Here is a 17,152-nt window from a genome sequence, read left to right on the forward strand (position 1 = left end):
GGACGGTGGCTTCTGCTCGCACCTGACTCAGGGCACGCCGCGCTCGGACGGATCCTGGCCGCGAAGGAGACACCGCTCGGCATCGGGCGTGTCCACGGCGCGCGGATCGCCGTCGACCTCGGCGCTGGCTGGCAGCTGCTCGGCACCCCCTCGGCCTGGGTCTCGGCGGTCGACTCCGCCACCTGGCTCTACGCCGTCGGGGACCGCATCCTCCGGGTGCACACCACGGCGCCGTCGGCCGCCGACGGGCGGATCGAGGTCTCCTTCGAGGTGGTGCAGGGGGCGCCGGTGCCTGCCCTGGCGCTGCTCGCCTTCGACTGGGTCGGCGCGCCGGGCGCGTTGGGCGAGGTCTCCGTCACCGAGGAAGGGGCGGCCGTCTCGGCGCCTGCCGGGGCCTCGGCGGCGATGGCGATGCCAGAGGCGCGACTCGAGCTCTCCCTCCCGGACGGCGCCGTCGTCGGCGACGACGCCGAACTCTTCACCGACCACACCAGCCGCCGCACCCCTGTCCTGACGCTGCGGATCCCTCCGACGGCGGACTGGGAGCTCGGGCTGCTGGCGCTGACCTGCCCGCACCCGGCGCCGGTCGCAGGCGAGCCCGGCGGGTGGCCGCGTGTGCACGACCGGATCACCCTCGTCGCCGACGGTGAAGCGCGGCCCCGGCGCCTCGTGGAGCGGATCGACGCCGCGACCGGCTGGTTCGGGCATGACGCCCTCGTCCACTACCTGTCGCCGCGTGGCCTGGAGCAGCACACGGGCGGGGCCTGGGGGACGCGAGACGTGTCCCAGGGGCCGGTCGGGCTGCTGCGTGCCTGGGCGGAGTACCCGGCGCTGCGGCAACTGCTGCTGATCATCTTCCGTGCCCAGCACGGGCGCGGCGACTGGCCCCAGGCCTTCGACTTCCTTCCCGCCCAGCGCCGCGACGTGGTCGCCGACTCACACGGCGACGTCGTCTACTGGCCGCTGCTGGCCCTCGGGCAGTACCTGATGGACAGCGGTGATCTGACGATCCTCGACGAGCACGTGGAGTTCACAGGCGATGGCGTCTCCGGCGGGACGGGAAGCGTCCGCGACCATGTCCTCCGGGCGCTGGACGCGATCGAGGCCACGTTCGTCGCGGGCACGGCGCTGCCGGCCTACGGGCACGGCGACTGGAACGACTCGCTCCAGCCCGCCGATCCGGCACTGGCCCGCGACATGGTCTCGTCCTGGACCGTCGTGCTGCAGACGGAGGCCCTCGCGGCGCTCGCCACCGGGGTGACGGAGGCAGAGGAGAAGCTGGCGACGCGGGCGGCAGCCATCGCCCACGCCGGCGCGGCGGACCTCCGCCGGTGTCTGCTCGTCGACGGCGTGCTCGCCGGCTACGGCGTCCAGGGGGAGGGGGGCGCGTTCGCGCCGCTGATCCATCCGCGCGACGACCGCACGGGGCTCACGTATTCGCTTCTGCCGATGGTGCACGCGATCGCGGGGGACCTGTTGACGCCTGCCGAGGCGCGCCGTCATCTGGACCTCATCCGCGAGCACCTGACCGGGCCCGACGGGGCGCGGCTCTTCGACCGCCCCGTGAGCTACCGCGGCGGACCCATGGAGATCTTCCAGCGGGCGGAGGCGGCCAGCTACTTCGGGCGCGAGATCGGCCTCATGTACATGCATGCCCATCTGCGCTACGCCGAGGCGCTCGCCCGCTACGGCGACGGTCCCGGTCTGCTGCGGGCACTCGCGCAGGCCGTCCCGATCGGCATCGGGGAACAGGTGTCGACGGCGGCGCCCCGGCAGGCCAACACGTACGCGTCCAGTTCGGACGCGGCGTTCTCGGACCGGTACGAGGCGGCCGAGCGCTATGCCGAGGTCGCGGCGGGGCGGGTGCCGCTCGAGGGCGGTTGGCGCGTCTACTCCTCGGGGCCGGGGCTCTTCCTGGAGCTCCTGGTCACACGGATGCTCGGCGTCCGCCACGCGGGTGGCGAGATCGAGTTCGATCCCGTCCTCGACCCTGCAGCCGGCGTGACCACCGCGACGGTGCCCCTGTTGGGGCAGGCCCTGCGGCTGGTGCTGGTGCCCGGTCCCGCCGGACACGGGGTCGACGCCGTCGAGGTCGACGGGGAACCCGTTGAGGGCAGGAGGCTGGAGAACCCCTACCGCACCGGCGGCGTCGCGCTGCCGGCGGAGGCGCTGCGGCGGGTGGGGGAGGTCCGGGTCACCACGCGGTGACGTTCCCGAGGGGACTTCTGAACGGCTGAGGCTGCGGCCCTAGGCGAGGATCCCGATGACCGGGTTCCACTCGGTGAGGGTGCGCTCCTGGATCAGGTGGGCGACCCAGAAGGGGTCGGTGTCGAGCAGAGCGGCGACGCTCTCCCTCGTCTCGCCGCGCAGGATCAGGAGCGCGCCGGGAGTGTCTGCGCCGATGAGCGGGCCGCTCGCGACCACAGCCTCGGGGGAGTGGGCGCTCAGGAACGCACGGTGTCGCGGCCGCTCGCGATCGAGGGCGACGGGATCGTCGACGTAGCGGTACTGGACGGCGAAGTAGGTCATGACGACACCCTAGAACCTCGCGTATTTGGACTAAGCGTTGTCCAAGCGTAAAATTGCCCACCGGAGTGTCTTCGGTCACATGGCCGGAGCAAGAAGAATGAGAGTTTATGGCGAAGAAAGAAGGAGCCCTCGAGCTTGAGGGCACCGTCGTCGAGGCGCTGCCCAACGCGATGTTCCGTGTGGAGCTTGCGAACGGTCACAAGGTGCTGACCACCATCAGCGGCAAGATGCGCCAGCACTACATCCGCATCCTGCCCGCCGACCGTGTCGTCGTGGAGTTGTCGCCCTACGACCTGACCCGTGGCCGCATCGTCTACCGTCACAAGTAGTCAGCGGCCAGCCCGACGCGCCCACCCCTCGCGGGTTGGGCGCGTTTTGTGCTTCCGGGGCGGATTTGGGGCATCCAGCCCCGTGGCGTAGAGTTGGGCGTCGGTCGTCCATGCCCGGACGTGCTCACGTGCGCTCGGGTTCGACCGAGCTCATCCACCACAAGATTGGGCGCGCACGCGCTCCCAGTCGCCGATTGAAAAGGTTGCTCGAATGAAGGTTCAGCCGAGCGTCAAGAAGATCTGCGACAAGTGCAAGGTCATCCGCCGGCACGGTCGTGTGATGGTGATCTGCGACAACCCTCGCCACAAGCAGCGGCAGGGCTGACCCTGGGGCCGTGAGGCCTCAGGCGAGTAGAGCACCGCGGAACGGGTCTGGTCCCCACTCCGCCGACAACTGAAGCAACGTGATCGCAAGGATCCGGTCCGCCGGATCTCCACCCTTGGACGAAGGCCAAGGCCCCGTCGGTGCGCACTGCACCACAGGCGGCGGGGACGCGTCACGCCACACACCTTCGCGGTCCATGACCGGGCTCTCCACGAGCCAGGACCGGAAACTTTAGAAAGGTACCGCCTGATGGCACGCCTCGTTGGTGTAGACCTGCCGCGCGAAAAGCGCCTGGAGGTCGCACTCACCTACATCTTCGGCATCGGAAAGACCCGTGCCGCCGAGACCCTCGCCGCCACTGGTGTGAGCGGCGATCTGCGAGTCCACCAGCTGACCGACGAACAGCTCGTCGCGCTGCGTGACCACATCGAAGCCCAGTACGAGATCGAGGGTGACCTCCGTCGTACCGTGGCCGCCGACATCCGCCGCAAGGTCGAGATCGGCAACTACCAGGGACGCCGTCACCGTGCAGGCCTCCCGGTTCGTGGTCAGCGCACCCGCACGAACGCCCGTACCCGCAAGGGCAAGAAGAAGGCCGTCGCCGGCAAGAAGAAGGCACGCTGACCCCCCGGGGTGAGCGCCTCTCACAGGACTCAAGGAGAAACACTTAATGGCTACTGCAAGCCGTAAGGCGGCCGCCAAGACCAAGGTGCGCCGCAAGGAGAAGAAGAATGTGCTCGCCGGCCAGGCGCACATCAAGAGCACCTTCAACAACACCATCATCTCGATCACGGACCCCACGGGCGCTGTGATCTCGTGGGCCTCTGCCGGCACCGTCGGCTTCAAGGGCTCGCGTAAGTCGACACCGTTCGCCGCTCAGATGGCCGCCGAGGCCGCTGGTCGCCGTGCCATGGAGCACGGGATGAAGCGCGTTGACGTGTTCGTCAAGGGCCCCGGCTCCGGCCGTGAGACCGCGATCCGTTCGCTGGGCGCCGTCGGCCTGGAGGTCGGAGCAATCTCCGACGTGACCCCCATGCCCCACAACGGTTGCCGCCCGCCGAAGCGCCGTCGCGTCTGATATCGGCCTGAGAGAGTAGAGGACAAGAACAATGGCCCGTTACACAGGCCCCATGACCAAGAAGTCCCGTCGCCTCGGGACCGACCTCGTCGGCAACGACAAGGCCTTCGAGCGCCGCCCGTACCCCCCGGGTGTCCACGGCCGCGGCCGCACCAAGGACTCCGAGTACTCGCTGCAGCTCAAGGAGAAGCAGAAGGCTCGCTACGCGTACGGCGTGCTCGAGAAGCAGTTCCGTCGCTACTACGAGGAAGCCGACCGTCACCCTGGCAAGACTGGTGACCGTCTGCTCCAGATCCTCGAGTCCCGCCTCGACAACGTGGTCTACCGCGCCGGCTTCGCCGCCACGCGCCGTCAGGCCCGTCAGCTCGTCGTCCACGGCCACTTCATCGTGAACGGCCAGCGCGTCAACATCCCGTCCTACCGGGTGCGTGCACACGACATCATCGACGTCGCCGAGAAGTCGCTGAACCTGACGCCGTTCGTCATCGCCCGCGAGACCCACGGTGAGCGCGCCGTTCCGGCGTGGCTGGAGGCCCGTCCCAACCGGATGCGCATCCTCGTGCACCAGCTCCCCGTCCGCGAGCAGATCGCGATCGACGTGGCCGAGCAGATGATCGTCGAGCTCTACTCGAAGTGATTCTCCACCGTCGTGTGTGGCCCGGGGCGACCCGGGCCACCTCGACACCTGAGGCCACGATCGTGGCCACACCTGAAATTCGCGTCATCAAATAGCGGTTGGCGCCGAAAGGACAGTTCATGCTCATCGCTCAGCGTCCGATCCTCTCCGAAGAGGTCGTCTCTGAATACCGGTCCCGCTTCATCATCGAGCCGCTGGAGCCGGGCTTCGGCTACACGCTCGGCAACTCGCTGCGTCGCACCCTGCTGTCGTCCATCCCGGGCGCCGCGGTGACCAGCATCAAGGTCGAGGGCAACCAGCACGAGTTCTCCACCATCGAGGGCGTCGTCGAGGACCTGACCGAGATCATCCTCAACCTCAAGGGCCTCGTGCTGTCGTCCGAGGAGGACGAGCCCGTGGTGATGTACCTCCGCAAGGCCGGCGCCGGCACCGTCACCGCCGGTGACATCCAGCCGCCCGCTGGCGTGGAGATCCACAACCCGGAGATGCACATCGCGACGCTCAACGACAACGGGAAGCTCGAGATGGAGCTGATCGTGGAGCGCGGCCGTGGCTACGTCTCCAGCGTTCAGAACAAGGATCCCGAGGCCGAGATCGGTCGTATCCCGGTCGACTCGATCTACTCGCCGGTGCTGAAGGTCACCTACAACGTCGAGGCCACCCGTGTCGCACAGCGCACGGACTTCGACCGGCTGATCGTCGACGTCGAGACCAAGGCCTCCATCCTGCCGCGCGACGCCGTCGCCTCGGCCGGGCGCACCCTGGTCGAGCTGTTCGGGCTGGCGCGTGAGCTGAACGTCGAGGCCGAGGGCATCGAGATCGGCCCGTCGCCCGTCGACGAGCAGATCGCCGAGTCGCTCAACCTCCCCGTCGAGGATCTCGAGCTGTCGGTGCGTTCCTACAACTGCCTCAAGCGCGAGGGCATCCACACCGTGGGTGAGCTCGTGGCCCGCAGCGAAGAGGACCTGCTCGACATCCGCAACTTCGGTTCGAAGTCCATCGACGAGGTCAAGGAGACCCTCGCGGGTCTCGGCCTTGCGCTGCGCGACTCGCACCCGGGCTTCGACCCGCTGCAGGCCATCGAGCGCTACGACGAGGGCAACGACGAAGACGCCGACTTCGCCGAGACCGAGCAGTACTGACCGCCCACCGCACTATCACCTGGAGACATTGACATGCCCAAGCCAACCAAGGGCCCCGTCTGGGCGGCAGCCCGACCCACGAGCGCACGATCCTGCGCAACATGACCGGCCAGCTCATCGAGCACGGTTCGATCACCACCACCGAGACGAAGGCCCGCCGCGTGCAGCCCTTCGCCGAGAAGGTGTTCACCAAGGCCAAGCGTGGTGACCTCCACGCGCGTCGTCTCGTCATCGCGACCCTCTTCGAGAAGAAGAACGTCCGCGGCGAAGACAAGATCGTCACGAAGCTGTTCAACGAGATCGCCCCGGCGCTCGAGGGACGCGAGGGTGGCTACACGCGCATCACGAAGATCGGCAACCGCAAGGGCGACAACGCCCCCATGGCCGTGATCGAGATCATCACCGAGGCCGTCAAGCCCGCTGCGAAGCCCGCCAAGGCCGAGAAGCCCGCCAAGGCTGAGAAGCCGGCCGAGGAGCCCAAGGTCGAGGAGACCGCCGAGGTCGAGGAGACCGAAGCTGTCGAGGAGATCGCGGCCCAGGCCGAGGTCGAGGAGACCGAGGCCGAGAAGGCCTGAGCGACAAGCTCACCGAGAGGGACCCCCTGCGTCAGGGGGTCCCTTTCTCGTTCCCCGGCGCGGGAGCCCGGTGCCGGGGCCGCTAGTGTGTACCCGAAATCTCCGAGAGGACCTCCAGATGCGCCGATATCTCGCCGCCGTCGCCGCGGCAGCACTGCTCGCCGGCTGCGGTCAGCCCGCCCAGGAACCGGCCCCGGGGAGACGACCCCTGCCGCCGTCACCCGCGTCGGCGCCGTCATGGTCGTCTCGCATCCGTCGCTGGAGGCCGTCTACGAGGGCTTCCTCGAGGAACTCGCCAAGGGCGGGCTCATCGAGGGGCAGAACCTGGAGGTCGACCTCCAGAACCCGCAGGGCGATCAGGCGACCATGACGAGCATCGCGAACACGTTCGCCTCCTCCGACTACGACTACTTCCTGGCCATCGCGACGCCGCCGGCACAGGCGCTGGCCCAAGCGATCAGCGACCGCCCGGTGGTCTTCGCGTCCGTGACGGACCCGGTCGCTGCGGGGCTGGTCACGTCGATGGAGGCGCCCGGCGGCAACGTGACGGGCACCAGCGATCAGCTCCCGACCGGGGAACAGCTGGCCCTCATCAAGGAGATCGACCCCAGCGTCGAGACCGTCGGCATCGTCTACGCGTCCGGGGAGGTCAACGCGCAGGTCCAGGCTGAGAAGGCGATGGAGGCCGCCCCCGGCCTCGGTCTCGAGGTCAAGACGGCCACCGTCGTGAACTCGTCGGAGGTGCAGCAGGCTGCGCAGTCGCTCGACGTCGACGCCTACTTCGTGCTCGTCGACAACACCGTCGTCTCCGCGCTGGAGGCCATCGTCCAGGTGGCCGAGCAGAAGGGGAGCCTGCTGGTCGCATCCGACGGTGACTCGGTCGCGCGGGGCGCCGCGGCGGCGCTGGCCACCGACTACAAGGCGCAGGGTGCGCAGACGGCGCGGATCCTGCTCGACATCATCGACGGCGCCGACCCGGCCACGACCCCCGTGCAGACCCAGGAATCGCTGCAGCTCGTGGTCAACCCCGACGCTGCCGAGCGGATGGGGACGACCCTCCCTGCCACGGTTGTGGCCGAGGCGGCCGTCACCTACTGACTCGTGGACGCTGTGGGCCCCGTCGCGGCGCACGTCCTAGGCTGTGGGCTCTGAACCTGCAAGGAGAAGCATGAAGCTCAAGGTTGCCGCGCTCGGCGCGATCGCCGCTCTCACCCTGTCCGCCTGCTCGGGGCCGCTGAGCCGACCTCCAGCCCCAGCACCAGCTCCGGCGGTGGCACGACGCCGGCATCGAGCCCGGCCGCCGAGTCGTACACCATCGGCATCGCGCAGATCGTGACGCACCCGGCGCTCGACGCCGTCGCCGAGGGCTTCAAGGAGGCCTTCGCCGAGGCCGGCATCGAGGTCACGTTCGACGAGCAGAACGCCCAGGGTGACCAGGCGACGCTGACCAACATCGCGAACACCTTCGCCTCCTCCGACGCCGACGGCTTCCTGGCGATCGCCACCCCGACGGCGCAGTCGCTGGCCACCGTCATCACGGACCGGCCCGTCGTCTTCGCGGCCGTCACGGATCCGGTCGCCGCCGGGCTCGTCGCGTCCTGGGAGTCACCCGACGCCAACCTCGCCGGCGTCTCCGACCTGAACCCGATGAAGGATCAGCTGGAGCTGATCAAGGAGGCGCTGCCGGAGGCCAAGACCGTCGGCATCGTCTACTCCGCCGGCGAGGTCAACTCCGAGGTCCAGGTGACCGAGGCGGAGAAGGCCGCGGCCGAACTCGGGCTCGAGATCAAGAAGGCCACGGTCACCAACTCGTCCGAGGTCCAGCAGGCCGCCGCGTCGCTCGACGTCGACGCGTTCCTGATCCCGACCGACAACACGGTCGTCTCCGCCGCCGAGTCCGTCATCCAGGTGGGCGAGCAGAAGCAGATCCCCGTGTTCGCCTCCGACGAGTCGACCATGGAGCGCGGCGCCGCCGCAGGCCTCTCGGTGAACTACACCCAGCAGGGCAAGGACGCCGCGGCCATCATGCTGAAGCTGCTCGAGGGTACCCCGGCGGCAGACATCCCGGTCGAAACCCAGAAGGAGTTCGACCTCTTCGTCAACGTCGCCGCGGGCGGGCTGCAGGGCCTCACCCTGCCGGACTCGATCGTCTCGCGCGCCACGAAGCAGTTCTGAGGTAACACGCCCCCATGATCATCGCTCTCGAGCTCGGCCTCCTCTACGCCATCATGGCGTTGGGCGTCTACCTCACGTACCGGGTGCTCGACTTCCCGGATCTGACGGTGGACGGTTCCTTCACGACCGGCGCGGCCACCTGCGCCATGATGATCGTGGGTGGGCTGCCGGTGCCGATCGCGATGCTCGGCGGGGTGATCGCCGGGATGCTGGCCGGCGCGGTGACGGGGCTCCTGCACGTCTGGGGCAACATCAACCCGCTGCTGGCCGGCATCCTCACACAGATCGCCCTCTATTCCATCAACCTGCGGATCATGGCCAACAAGGCCAATGTCCCGCTGCTGCGCAACGAGACCGCCTTCTCCTGGCTGCGTGAGCAGAAGCTGCTGGCGACGTGGGTGTCGGTGGCTCTCTTCGCCGTCATAGCCCTGCTGGTCGGCGCGGCGCTCTACTGGTTCCTCGGCACCAAGTACGGCGTCGCGCTGCGGGCGACCGGCGACAACGAGCTGATGGCGCGCTCGCAGGGCATCAACACCGGCCGCACCAAGATCATGGGCCTCATGATCTCCAACGGGCTGGTCGGCCTCTGCGGGGCGCTCATCGTGCAGTACCAGGGCTTCTCCGACATCTCCATGGGCATCGGCATCATCGTCGCGGGCCTCGCCTCGGTGATCGTCGGGCAGGCCATCTTCGGCATGACCTCGGTGTGGCAGGCGATTCTTGCCGCCGTACTCGGCTCGATCATCTACCGCGGGGTCATCCAGGCCGCGCTGCTGGTCGGCCTCAACCCGAACGACATGAAGCTGATCTCGGCGGCGCTCGTCGTCGCGGCGCTCGTCGTGCCGCAGCTGAAGTTCTTCAAGCAGATGCGGATCCGGCGCAGGTCCTCCCGCGCCGTCGCGGAAGGTGCCGCCTGATGCTGAATCTCGACAACGTGAGCAAGCGCTTCTTCCCCGGCACGGTCAACGAACGGGTCGCGCTCGACGGCCTCACGCTGACCATGCGCGAGGGCGACTTCGTGACAGTCATCGGCTCCAACGGGGCCGGCAAATCCACCATGCTCAACGTCATCTCCGGGCGGTATCCGACTGACGGCGGCCGCGTCGTCATCGACGGCCGCGACGTCACCCGACTGCCCGAGCACAAGCGCGCCACCTGGGTGGCGCGGGTCTTCCAGGACCCGATGGCAGGCACGTCTCCTCACCTGACCATCGAGGAGAACCTCGCCATCGCCTTCCAGCGCGGGCAGCGCCGCGGACTCGGGATGGCCGTCACGAGGGCAAGCAGGGAGACGTTCCGCGAGGCGCTCACGACGCTCGAGCTCGGGCTCGAGGACCGGCTGCAGATGCGCGTAGGGATGCTGTCGGGCGGGCAGCGGCAGGCGCTGAGCCTGCTGATGGCCACCTACGCCAAGCCGTCGATCCTGCTGCTCGACGAGCACACCGCGGCGCTCGACCCCTCCCGGGCCGAGCTCATCACCCGGCTGACGGGGGAGGCCGTCGCGCGCGGCAACCTCACGGCGCTGATGGTGACGCACAACATGCACCAGGCCATCGAGCTCGGCAACCGGCTCATCATGATGCACGAGGGACGGATCGTCCTCGAGGTCGACGAGGAACGCAAGGCGACCATCACGGCCGATGAACTGCTCGCCGAGTTCTCGAAGATCAAGGGCGCCGCACTGTCCGACCGCACGCTGCTCGACTGATCCGGCGTCGACTAGGTTGGTGCGCATGCGCATCGCCCAGCTGGCCAACTTCGTCGGCCCCACCTCGGGCGGTATGAAGGTCGTCATCGAGAACCTGGGCAAGGGCTACGTCGACGCAGGCCACACCCGCATCTTCGTCGCCCCCGGCCCCCGCGACGAGGTCGTCGAGACCGAGGCCGGGATCCTCGTGTACGTCCGGGCCCCGCGCATCAGTGAGCAGTACCGCATGATCTTCCGGCCCTGGCGGGCCCTCGATGTCCTGGACCGATTCCGGCCCACCACCATCGAGGTCTCCGACAAGTGGACGCTCTCGCCGGCCGGGCGCTGGGCGGCGAAACGCAGCGTCGGCTCCGTGCTGTTCAGCCACGAGCGGCTCTCCGACATGTTCGCGATGTGGGCCCGCCGCTCCTTCGGGGTGGAGACGACCGTGGGGGCGCTGAACCGGAGGCTGGCCAAGGAGTTCGACGCCGTCGTCGTCACGAGCCGGTTCGCGGCTGACGAGTTCGAGTCCACCGGTGCGGATCTCGAACTGGTGCCGCTCGGGGTGGACCTGGACACCTTCCATCCCGGCGTCGGCGCACCGATCGACGACGGCGTCCTCAAGCTCTGCTACGTCGGCAGGTTGTCGCACGAGAAGAGCCCGCAGCTGGCGGTCGCCACGGCCGTCGAACTCCACCGCAGGGGGCACAGGATCCGCCTCGACCTCTACGGCACCGGCCCCGACCAGGCGATGCTCGCCGACGCCGCCGGGGACGCGCCGGTCGTGTTCCACGGCTTCGTCGCAGGCCGGGACGAGGTGGCCGCCCGACTGGCCGCGGCCGACCTGTCGCTGTCCGTCTGCCCGGCGGAGACGTTCGGGCTGGCGGTGCTGGAGGCCCTGGCGTGCGGCACCCCGTGGTGACGGCGAACCGGGGTGGCGCGCATGAGCTGGTTGACGCGACCAGCGGCGTGTCCGGCCCGCCCGATCCGGTCGCGCTCGCCGACGCCGTCGAGTCCCTGCTCCCGCGGCTGGGGCCGGAGCTCCGGCGCGGCGCCCGCGCCCGGGCGGAGCAGTACAGCTGGGCCAGGACCACGGCTCAGATGCTCGCGCTGCACGAGCGGCTCGCCGACGAGGTGCCCTACCGGTCGCTGCAGGGCTTCACCAGGAACCGGAGGAAGGACCAGGCATGAGGAACCGTTGGATGATCCCGGTCGCCCTGACGGCCGCCGTCGCCCCCGTCCGGCTGTTCGCGCCGCGACCGGAGCCGGTTGCCGGCCCGGCGACGGTCGCGGAACTGATCGCCGTCTGCCGGGCCACCGGCTCGACAGGGCGGGCCCTGGCCGACGCCGCCGTTCAGGCCGTCGCGCGGGCCTACCCCCACTACTCGCTCTGGCACCTGGGGGAGTCTCCCCACGCCTCCCTCCGGGGGCACCGTGGCTGGTCGCACCAGTACAACACCGTGCTGCTGGAGGTGCTGCAGGGCCTCGGGTTCGACGCCAGGCTCGTGCATGCCGCCCGCGTCCGCGGCTTCCGCCGGCCCTGGTGGCTGGCCGGGCATGCGTGGGTGAAGGTCGTGGTCGACGGACACGAACTGGATGCCTGCGCATCCACGGCTGCCAGCCGGGTCGGGCATCCGCCGTTCGTGGCGCTGACCTCTGAGCTCCCGCTGCGGACCGTGACCCGGTGGGCCACCGGCATCGCGTTGGTGCCGTTCGTCGTCGTCGAGGTGTGGCGGTCGTGGCTGGCCGGCCGACCGGTCGCCCCCTGGGTGTACGGCCCCAGGGAGGGCTGACTGCTCCGGCGTGTAGCGTCGGGGCAATGACGCAGAACGGCACGCCCAGCTATGTGCCGAGCCTGGACGGTCTGCGCACCATCGCCGTCGGGCTCGTCATCGCCTTCCACTTGGGAGTTCCCTGGTTGGAGCCGGGGTTCGCCGGCGTCGATGTGTTCTTCGTGCTGTCCGGCTACCTCATCACGGCAGGGCTCCTGGCGGATCAGCAGGCCAACGGCCGGCCGCGGCTGGCCCGTTTCTGGCGGCGGCGGTTCCTGCGGCTGCTTCCCGCCGCGACGTTGCTCCTGCTGGCCGTGCTCGCCTACTCGACGCTCCGGCAGCCGCTCTACCAGCGCGGCGACACCGCCACAGATGTCGCCTGGACCGCGGTCTATCTCGGCAACTGGCACTTCATGGGGGCCAACAGCTACTTCAACGACGACGGCGTGCCGCGCATCCTGCTGCACATGTGGTCGCTGGCCGTCGAGGAACAGTTCTACCTGGCCTGGCCGCTGGTGATCACCGCGGCGGCGCTGCTGGCACGCGGGAAGCTGCGGCGCGTCCTCCTGTGGCTCACCGTCGCCCTCATCGTCGTGTCGGCCCTGCTCCTGGCCTTCCTATACGACCCGGCCGCGCCGGATCGCGCCTACATGGGCACCGACTCCAAGGCGTTCGAGCCTCTGCTCGGCGCGGGGCTGGCGATCGTGCTGGCCGGGACGCGGGGCCGCGCGCTGTTCGCGGCGCGGCCCCGGCTCATCGCGGCCGTCGGGATCGTCCTGGCGGGCGCGGCGCTCCCGTTCCTCGGCGGGCCCAGTGACGCCTACTTCCGCGGAGGGGCCCTCGCGCTCAGCCTCGGGGTGGCGCTGCTGATCGGCGCGCTGGTCTCCCAACCGGCCATGGCCGTCTCCCGGCTGCTCGGATGGGCGCCGCTCGCCTACCTGGGGCGCATCTCGTACGGGCTCTACCTGTGGCACTGGCCGTGGGCCGTGTGGCTGGGCGTGGCGCACGCCGAGACCTTCCGGCCGCTCCCCGCGCTGGCGGCCCTGGCGGCGACGGTCGCGACCGCCGCGGCGTCCTACCACCTGGTCGAGCAGCCGATCCGGCGCGGAAGGCTCGGCGCCTGGCTGAGCCCGAGGCGGCTGGTCGTCGCAGTGGCCGTCGTCATGGTGGTCGTGCTCGGCTGGTCGTCTGCCCTGCGGGCGACCCATGGCATCGGACCCGCCACGAGGGTGATCATCGCGACGGGGGACTCCGTGCCCATGAAGATGATGACCCCGCTCGACAGGGCCGCCACGGCACGCGGCTGGGCGATCGACAGCGCTGCGCGCGGCGGCTGCACCCCGCTGGCGATCGAGATGCAGCAGTACCTCAAGCCGCCACACGAAGGCGCGGGCGACTGCCGGGGCGTGCGGCCCATCCAGGACGCGCTCATCGACCGCTACGACCCCGAGATCATCTTCTGGTGGTCCCGCTACGAGTGGCATCAGCGCTGGCTCGACGGGCGCGTCGTCGGGCCATGGGAGGAGGAGTTCTGGGTGGCGCTCGAGGCTGACGTCGCGCAGACGGTCGACCGGCTCACCCGGGACGGTGCGATCCTCGTGATCGGACGGACGGAGCGGCCGGGCCCCGGGCTCTTCGACAAGTGCGCGCCGGGGGCCACCGACTGCTACCCCCTCGACGACGTGGCCCTCAACCATGACGAGTACCGGCGGCGCTGGAACGACATGGTTCTCGAGCTGGTCGCCACAGACCCGCGCGTGCGCTCCTTCGACCTCGACCCGCTCATCTGCAACGACGAGGAGCCGGTTGAGGCCGTCTCCCCGGCCGCCTGCGACGACCGCCAGCCGGACGGCGGGCTGCTGCGGCCCGACGGCGTCCACATCCGCGTCGACCCCTACGGGAGGCCGACAGCCGACAGGATCATCGACGCCGTGTTGGAGGCGGCGGAGGGATAGACGGCGAGGCGCCCGGCGCGGATCCTTCGATCCACACCGGGCGCCCTGCCGTTCGGCGGTGACTCAGTACGAGACGCCGGCGGCCTTCGCCGCGGCGAGCCGCGCGGCGACGTCGTCCCAGTTGACGACGTTCCACCACGCGTTGACGTAGTCGCCCTTCACGTTCTTGTACTGCAGGTAGAACGCGTGCTCCCACATGTCGAGCTGCAGGATCGGCAGCTGGCCGACGGGCAGGTTGCCCTGCTGGTCGAACAGCTGGTTGATGTTCAGGCGCTGGCCGAGGGTGTCCCAGACCAGCATCGACCAGCCGGAGCCCTGGATGCCGTTGGCGACGGCGCCGAACTGCTTCTTGAAGCCTTCGAACGAGCCGAAGAACTCGCCGATCGCGTCGGCGACGTCACCGGTGGGCTCGCCGCCGCCGTTCGGGACATGTTCTTCCAGAAGACGGAGTGGTTGATGTGACCACCCAGGTGGAAGGCGAGATCCTTCTCGAGCTTGTTGATCGCGCCCAGGTTGCCGGACTCGCGGGCCTCGGCCAGCTGCTCGAGGGCAGTGTTGGCGCCGGCCACGTAGGTGGCGTGGTGCTTGCTGTGGTGCAGCTCCATGATTTCGGGGGCGATGTGCGGGGCGAGTGCGCCGTAGTCGTAGTCGAGATCGGGGAGGGTATAGGTCATTGCTGGTACTCCTTCGCTGAGACTCGCGCGAGAGTGCGCGCTACCTCGTCCATCCTATGCGGACTACGGGCGGAGGCCAGGGGGTTCCGGTGGCCGGTCGCCGTCGAGGCCTCCGTGCGGGGTCAGCCCCGGCGGGAGCGCAGCACGCGGAAGCCCTTCGCCGAGGCGATCCGCTCGGTCGGGAAGCCCTGCCCCTCCAGCCAGCGCTGCAGCGAGTCGCCCCCGAGGTTCTTGCCGACCACGAGGTAGGCCGAGCCGTCGACGGTGAGGCGGGGGAGCCAGGTGAGCAGCAGGTCGTGGAGCGCTGCCTTCCCGATCCGGATGGGCGGGTTGGACCAGATCTCGTCGTAGGCGACGTCGCCGTCGATCTCGTCGGGGAAACAGGCGCGGACCCGGTCGGCGACGCCGTGGCGCTCCGCGTTCAGGTTGGTGAGTTCCACGGCGCGGCCGTTGACGTCGACGGCGTCGACGACGATGCCGGGGGAGGCGACCGCCAGCCCGACGGCGATGGTGCCGACGCCGCAGCCGACGTCGAGCACCCGCCCGGACGTGGGTGGTTCGACCTCGCGCAGCAGCACGGAGGTGCCGAGGTCGAGCCGGTTGCCGGAGAAGACGCCGGGCGCGGCGGTGAACGTCATGTCGGTGCCGAAGACGGTGGCGGTGAACTCGTGCGTGCGCATCGGCTCGTCCGGTGTCGTGAAGTAGTGGCTCACGGCTGCTCCTCCAGGGTGCGCATCGTGCGGGCCTCCTCGGCCCGCTGTGCCAACAGATCGTCGGGTGGGTAGGTGACGGCCTCGAGGGTCAGGCCGTGGGCCGGCATGACGAGCACGTCCGAGCGACGGTGCAGGGTGGAGGCGACGTCCTCGAGCCAGGCCAGGTTCCGGCGTCCCGAGCCGACCGCGGTGAGCGCCCCCACCAGGGAGCGGACCATGGAGTGGCAGAAGGCGTCCGCCTCGAGCCAGATCTCGACGACGCCGTCGGCCCGCCGGGTGCCCTCCACGGAGCGGAGCGTCCGGATGGTGGTGGCACCCTCGCGCGGGCGGCAGAAGGCCGCGAAGTCCCGCAGCCCCAGCAGCGCGGCGGCGCCGGCGTTGAGGGCGCCGAGGTCGAGGGCGTCGGGGACCCGGACCACGTGACCGCGCAGCAGCGGATCGGGCGTGTGGCCGGCGTCGATCAGCCGGTAGCAGTAGCGGCGGCCCGTGGCGGCGAAGCGGGCGTCGAAGCCAGCGGGCGCGGGGGCGACGGCGTGGACGACCACGTCGTCGGGCAGCACCCGGCCGAGCCGGCGGAGCAGGTCGCCGGAGCGGTCCTCGTCGCCGGGGACATCCAGGTGGCAGACCTGGCCGCGGGCGTGGACGCCGGCGTCGGTGCGGCCGGCGACGACGAGGGCGGCTGGTTCGGGGAGGCGCAGCACCCGGGTGATCCACTCCTCCAACACGCCCTGGACGGTGCGCAGTTCCGGCTGGGCTGCCCAGCCGTGGAAGTCGCGCCCGTCGTAGGAGAGATCAAGCCTGAGCCGCATCGGCCCTCCGGTACGTCAGATCGAAGATGCGGCGGCCGGCGGCGAGCCCCCTGGCCTCGAACTTCGTGACGGGGCGGGCCTCCAGGCGCGGGGCCCAGCCGCCGTGGACGTTGACGAGGCCCGGGGCCGCGTCCAGATGCTCCCGCATCCACAGCGCGTAGTCCTCCCAGTCGGTGGCGAGCCGCCACAGGCCGCCCGGGGCGAGTTTGGCGGTGACGAGAGCGGCGAAGTCGGTATCGACGAGGCGTCGCTTGTGGTGACGCTTCTTGTGCCACGGGTCGGCGAAGAAGGTCCACAGCTCGCTGATCGCGCCGTCGTCGAACAGCTTCGCCAGCCCCTGCGTGCCGTCGGAGACGACGATCCGCACGTTGTCGATGCCGGCGCGGTTGATCCGGCTGAGGGTCGACGCGACGGCCGGCTCGAACACCTCGAAGGCGACGACGTCGGATTCGGGTCGGTCGGCTGCCATCGGTACGAGCGAGTCGCCGGTGCCCGAACCGATCTCGACGATCAGGGGTGCGGTGCGGCCGAAGGTGGCCGCCCAGTCGACGTGCGCGTCGTCGGCCACCGACGTGGACAGCTCCGCGTGCGGCACCTCGACGAGCAGACGGTCGGCGTGCCGCTCCCACGCGTTGCGCTGGGACTCGTTCATGCGGGTGCTGCGGCGCACGAAGCTGACGACGTCGCGGTGCGGGCGGGGAGGTTGTGGATCCACGGGATGAGACTACCGATCCTCCGCGATGGGGGCCGAA

The 17,152-nt window shown here is 69.8% G+C and carries 17 protein-coding genes and 3 pseudogenes; 15 read left to right on the plus strand and 5 right to left on the minus strand.

What is annotated here, in order from left to right:
- The first annotated feature begins 216 nt into the window (after nt 1-216).
- The gene (locus H9L22_RS02015; protein ID WP_187721390.1) at nt 217-2,208 is read left to right on the plus strand and encodes a GH36-type glycosyl hydrolase domain-containing protein; all 1,992 of its coding nucleotides are present in this window, start codon (nt 217-219) and stop codon (nt 2,206-2,208) included.
- Nucleotides 2,209-2,247: 39 nt separating this feature from the next.
- Here H9L22_RS02015 and H9L22_RS02020 read toward each other — a convergent pair whose 3' ends face one another.
- Nucleotides 2,248-2,529, minus strand: a complete 282-nt coding sequence (locus tag H9L22_RS02020) for a YciI family protein (RefSeq protein WP_187721391.1) — start codon at nt 2,527-2,529, stop codon at nt 2,248-2,250.
- Between the two features lie 107 nt (nt 2,530-2,636).
- On the opposite strand from H9L22_RS02020, the gene infA reads away from it, so the two are divergent.
- The 14 genes and pseudogenes from infA (at nt 2,637) to H9L22_RS02090 (ending at nt 14,204) form a co-directional block, all read left to right on the plus strand.
- On the plus strand, nt 2,637-2,858 hold the full coding sequence (infA, locus tag H9L22_RS02025; RefSeq protein WP_068749455.1) for a translation initiation factor IF-1: 222 nt from the start codon (nt 2,637-2,639) through the stop codon (nt 2,856-2,858).
- Nucleotides 2,859-3,069: 211 nt separating this feature from the next.
- Complete coding sequence (gene rpmJ, locus H9L22_RS02030) at nt 3,070-3,183, plus strand: 50S ribosomal protein L36 (RefSeq protein WP_002514836.1); 114 nt, start codon at nt 3,070-3,072, stop codon at nt 3,181-3,183.
- A 249-nt stretch (nt 3,184-3,432) separates the two neighbouring features.
- On the plus strand, nt 3,433-3,807 hold the full coding sequence (gene rpsM, locus H9L22_RS02035; RefSeq protein ID WP_187721392.1) for a 30S ribosomal protein S13: 375 nt from the start codon (nt 3,433-3,435) through the stop codon (nt 3,805-3,807).
- Nucleotides 3,808-3,853: 46 nt separating this feature from the next.
- Nucleotides 3,854-4,261 carry a 30S ribosomal protein S11 gene (rpsK, locus tag H9L22_RS02040; RefSeq protein WP_187721393.1) on the plus strand — a complete coding sequence of 136 codons (408 nt, stop codon included), beginning with the start codon at nt 3,854-3,856 and terminating at the stop codon, nt 4,259-4,261.
- 31 nt (nt 4,262-4,292) lie between these two features.
- Entirely contained in the window at nt 4,293-4,898 is a 606-nt protein-coding gene (gene rpsD / locus H9L22_RS02045) for a 30S ribosomal protein S4 (protein WP_187721394.1), read from the plus strand.
- 119 nt (nt 4,899-5,017) lie between these two features.
- Nucleotides 5,018-6,040: a DNA-directed RNA polymerase subunit alpha gene (locus tag H9L22_RS02050; protein ID WP_187721395.1), complete on the plus strand. Its 1,023-nt coding sequence runs from the start codon at nt 5,018-5,020 to the stop codon at nt 6,038-6,040.
- Nucleotides 6,041-6,073: 33 nt separating this feature from the next.
- Nucleotides 6,074-6,615: pseudogene (gene rplQ / locus H9L22_RS02055) on the plus strand (50S ribosomal protein L17).
- A 237-nt stretch (nt 6,616-6,852) separates the two neighbouring features.
- A complete protein-coding gene (locus tag H9L22_RS02060) occupies nt 6,853-7,713 on the plus strand; it encodes an ABC transporter substrate-binding protein (RefSeq protein ID WP_187721397.1) in 861 nt (286 codons plus the stop codon).
- Nucleotides 7,714-7,947: 234 nt separating this feature from the next.
- Nucleotides 7,948-8,790 carry an ABC transporter substrate-binding protein gene (locus tag H9L22_RS02065; RefSeq protein WP_187721398.1) on the plus strand — a complete coding sequence of 281 codons (843 nt, stop codon included), beginning with the start codon at nt 7,948-7,950 and terminating at the stop codon, nt 8,788-8,790.
- Between the two features lie 14 nt (nt 8,791-8,804).
- Nucleotides 8,805-9,707, plus strand: coding sequence for an ABC transporter permease (locus tag H9L22_RS02070; protein ID WP_187721399.1), 903 nt, complete (start codon nt 8,805-8,807; stop codon nt 9,705-9,707).
- Complete coding sequence (locus H9L22_RS02075; RefSeq protein WP_187721400.1) at nt 9,707-10,498, plus strand: ABC transporter ATP-binding protein; 792 nt, start codon at nt 9,707-9,709, stop codon at nt 10,496-10,498. The genes H9L22_RS02070 and H9L22_RS02075 overlap by 1 nt, the downstream gene beginning before the upstream one ends.
- A gap of 16 nt (nt 10,499-10,514) precedes the next feature.
- Nucleotides 10,515-11,668: pseudogene (locus H9L22_RS02080) on the plus strand (glycosyltransferase).
- The gene (locus tag H9L22_RS02085; RefSeq protein WP_187721401.1) at nt 11,665-12,270 is read left to right on the plus strand and encodes a hypothetical protein; all 606 of its coding nucleotides are present in this window, start codon (nt 11,665-11,667) and stop codon (nt 12,268-12,270) included. The pseudogene H9L22_RS02080 and the gene H9L22_RS02085 overlap by 4 nt, the downstream one beginning before the upstream one ends.
- 26 nt (nt 12,271-12,296) lie before the next feature.
- The gene (locus H9L22_RS02090; RefSeq protein WP_187721402.1) at nt 12,297-14,204 is read left to right on the plus strand and encodes an acyltransferase family protein; all 1,908 of its coding nucleotides are present in this window, start codon (nt 12,297-12,299) and stop codon (nt 14,202-14,204) included.
- Between the two features lie 63 nt (nt 14,205-14,267).
- On the opposite strand, the pseudogene H9L22_RS02095 reads toward H9L22_RS02090, so the two are convergent.
- From H9L22_RS02095 to trmB, 4 genes and pseudogenes are all read right to left on the minus strand, one after another.
- Nucleotides 14,268-14,878 (minus strand): annotated as a pseudogene (locus H9L22_RS02095) (superoxide dismutase).
- Nucleotides 14,879-15,000: 122 nt separating this feature from the next.
- Complete coding sequence (locus H9L22_RS02100) at nt 15,001-15,558, minus strand: class I SAM-dependent methyltransferase (protein WP_187722522.1); 558 nt, start codon at nt 15,556-15,558, stop codon at nt 15,001-15,003.
- 29 nt (nt 15,559-15,587) lie between these two features.
- The gene (gene truA / locus H9L22_RS02105) at nt 15,588-16,400 is read right to left on the minus strand and encodes a tRNA pseudouridine(38-40) synthase TruA (protein WP_187721403.1); all 813 of its coding nucleotides are present in this window, start codon (nt 16,398-16,400) and stop codon (nt 15,588-15,590) included.
- A complete protein-coding gene (trmB, locus tag H9L22_RS02110; protein ID WP_226966066.1) occupies nt 16,384-17,115 on the minus strand; it encodes a tRNA (guanosine(46)-N7)-methyltransferase TrmB in 732 nt (243 codons plus the stop codon). The genes truA and trmB overlap by 17 nt, the downstream gene beginning before the upstream one ends.
- Nucleotides 17,116-17,152: the final 37 nt, after the last annotated feature.

Source organism: Tessaracoccus defluvii (genome assembly GCF_014489575.1).
Classification (GTDB): domain Bacteria; phylum Actinomycetota; class Actinomycetes; order Propionibacteriales; family Propionibacteriaceae; genus Arachnia; species Arachnia defluvii.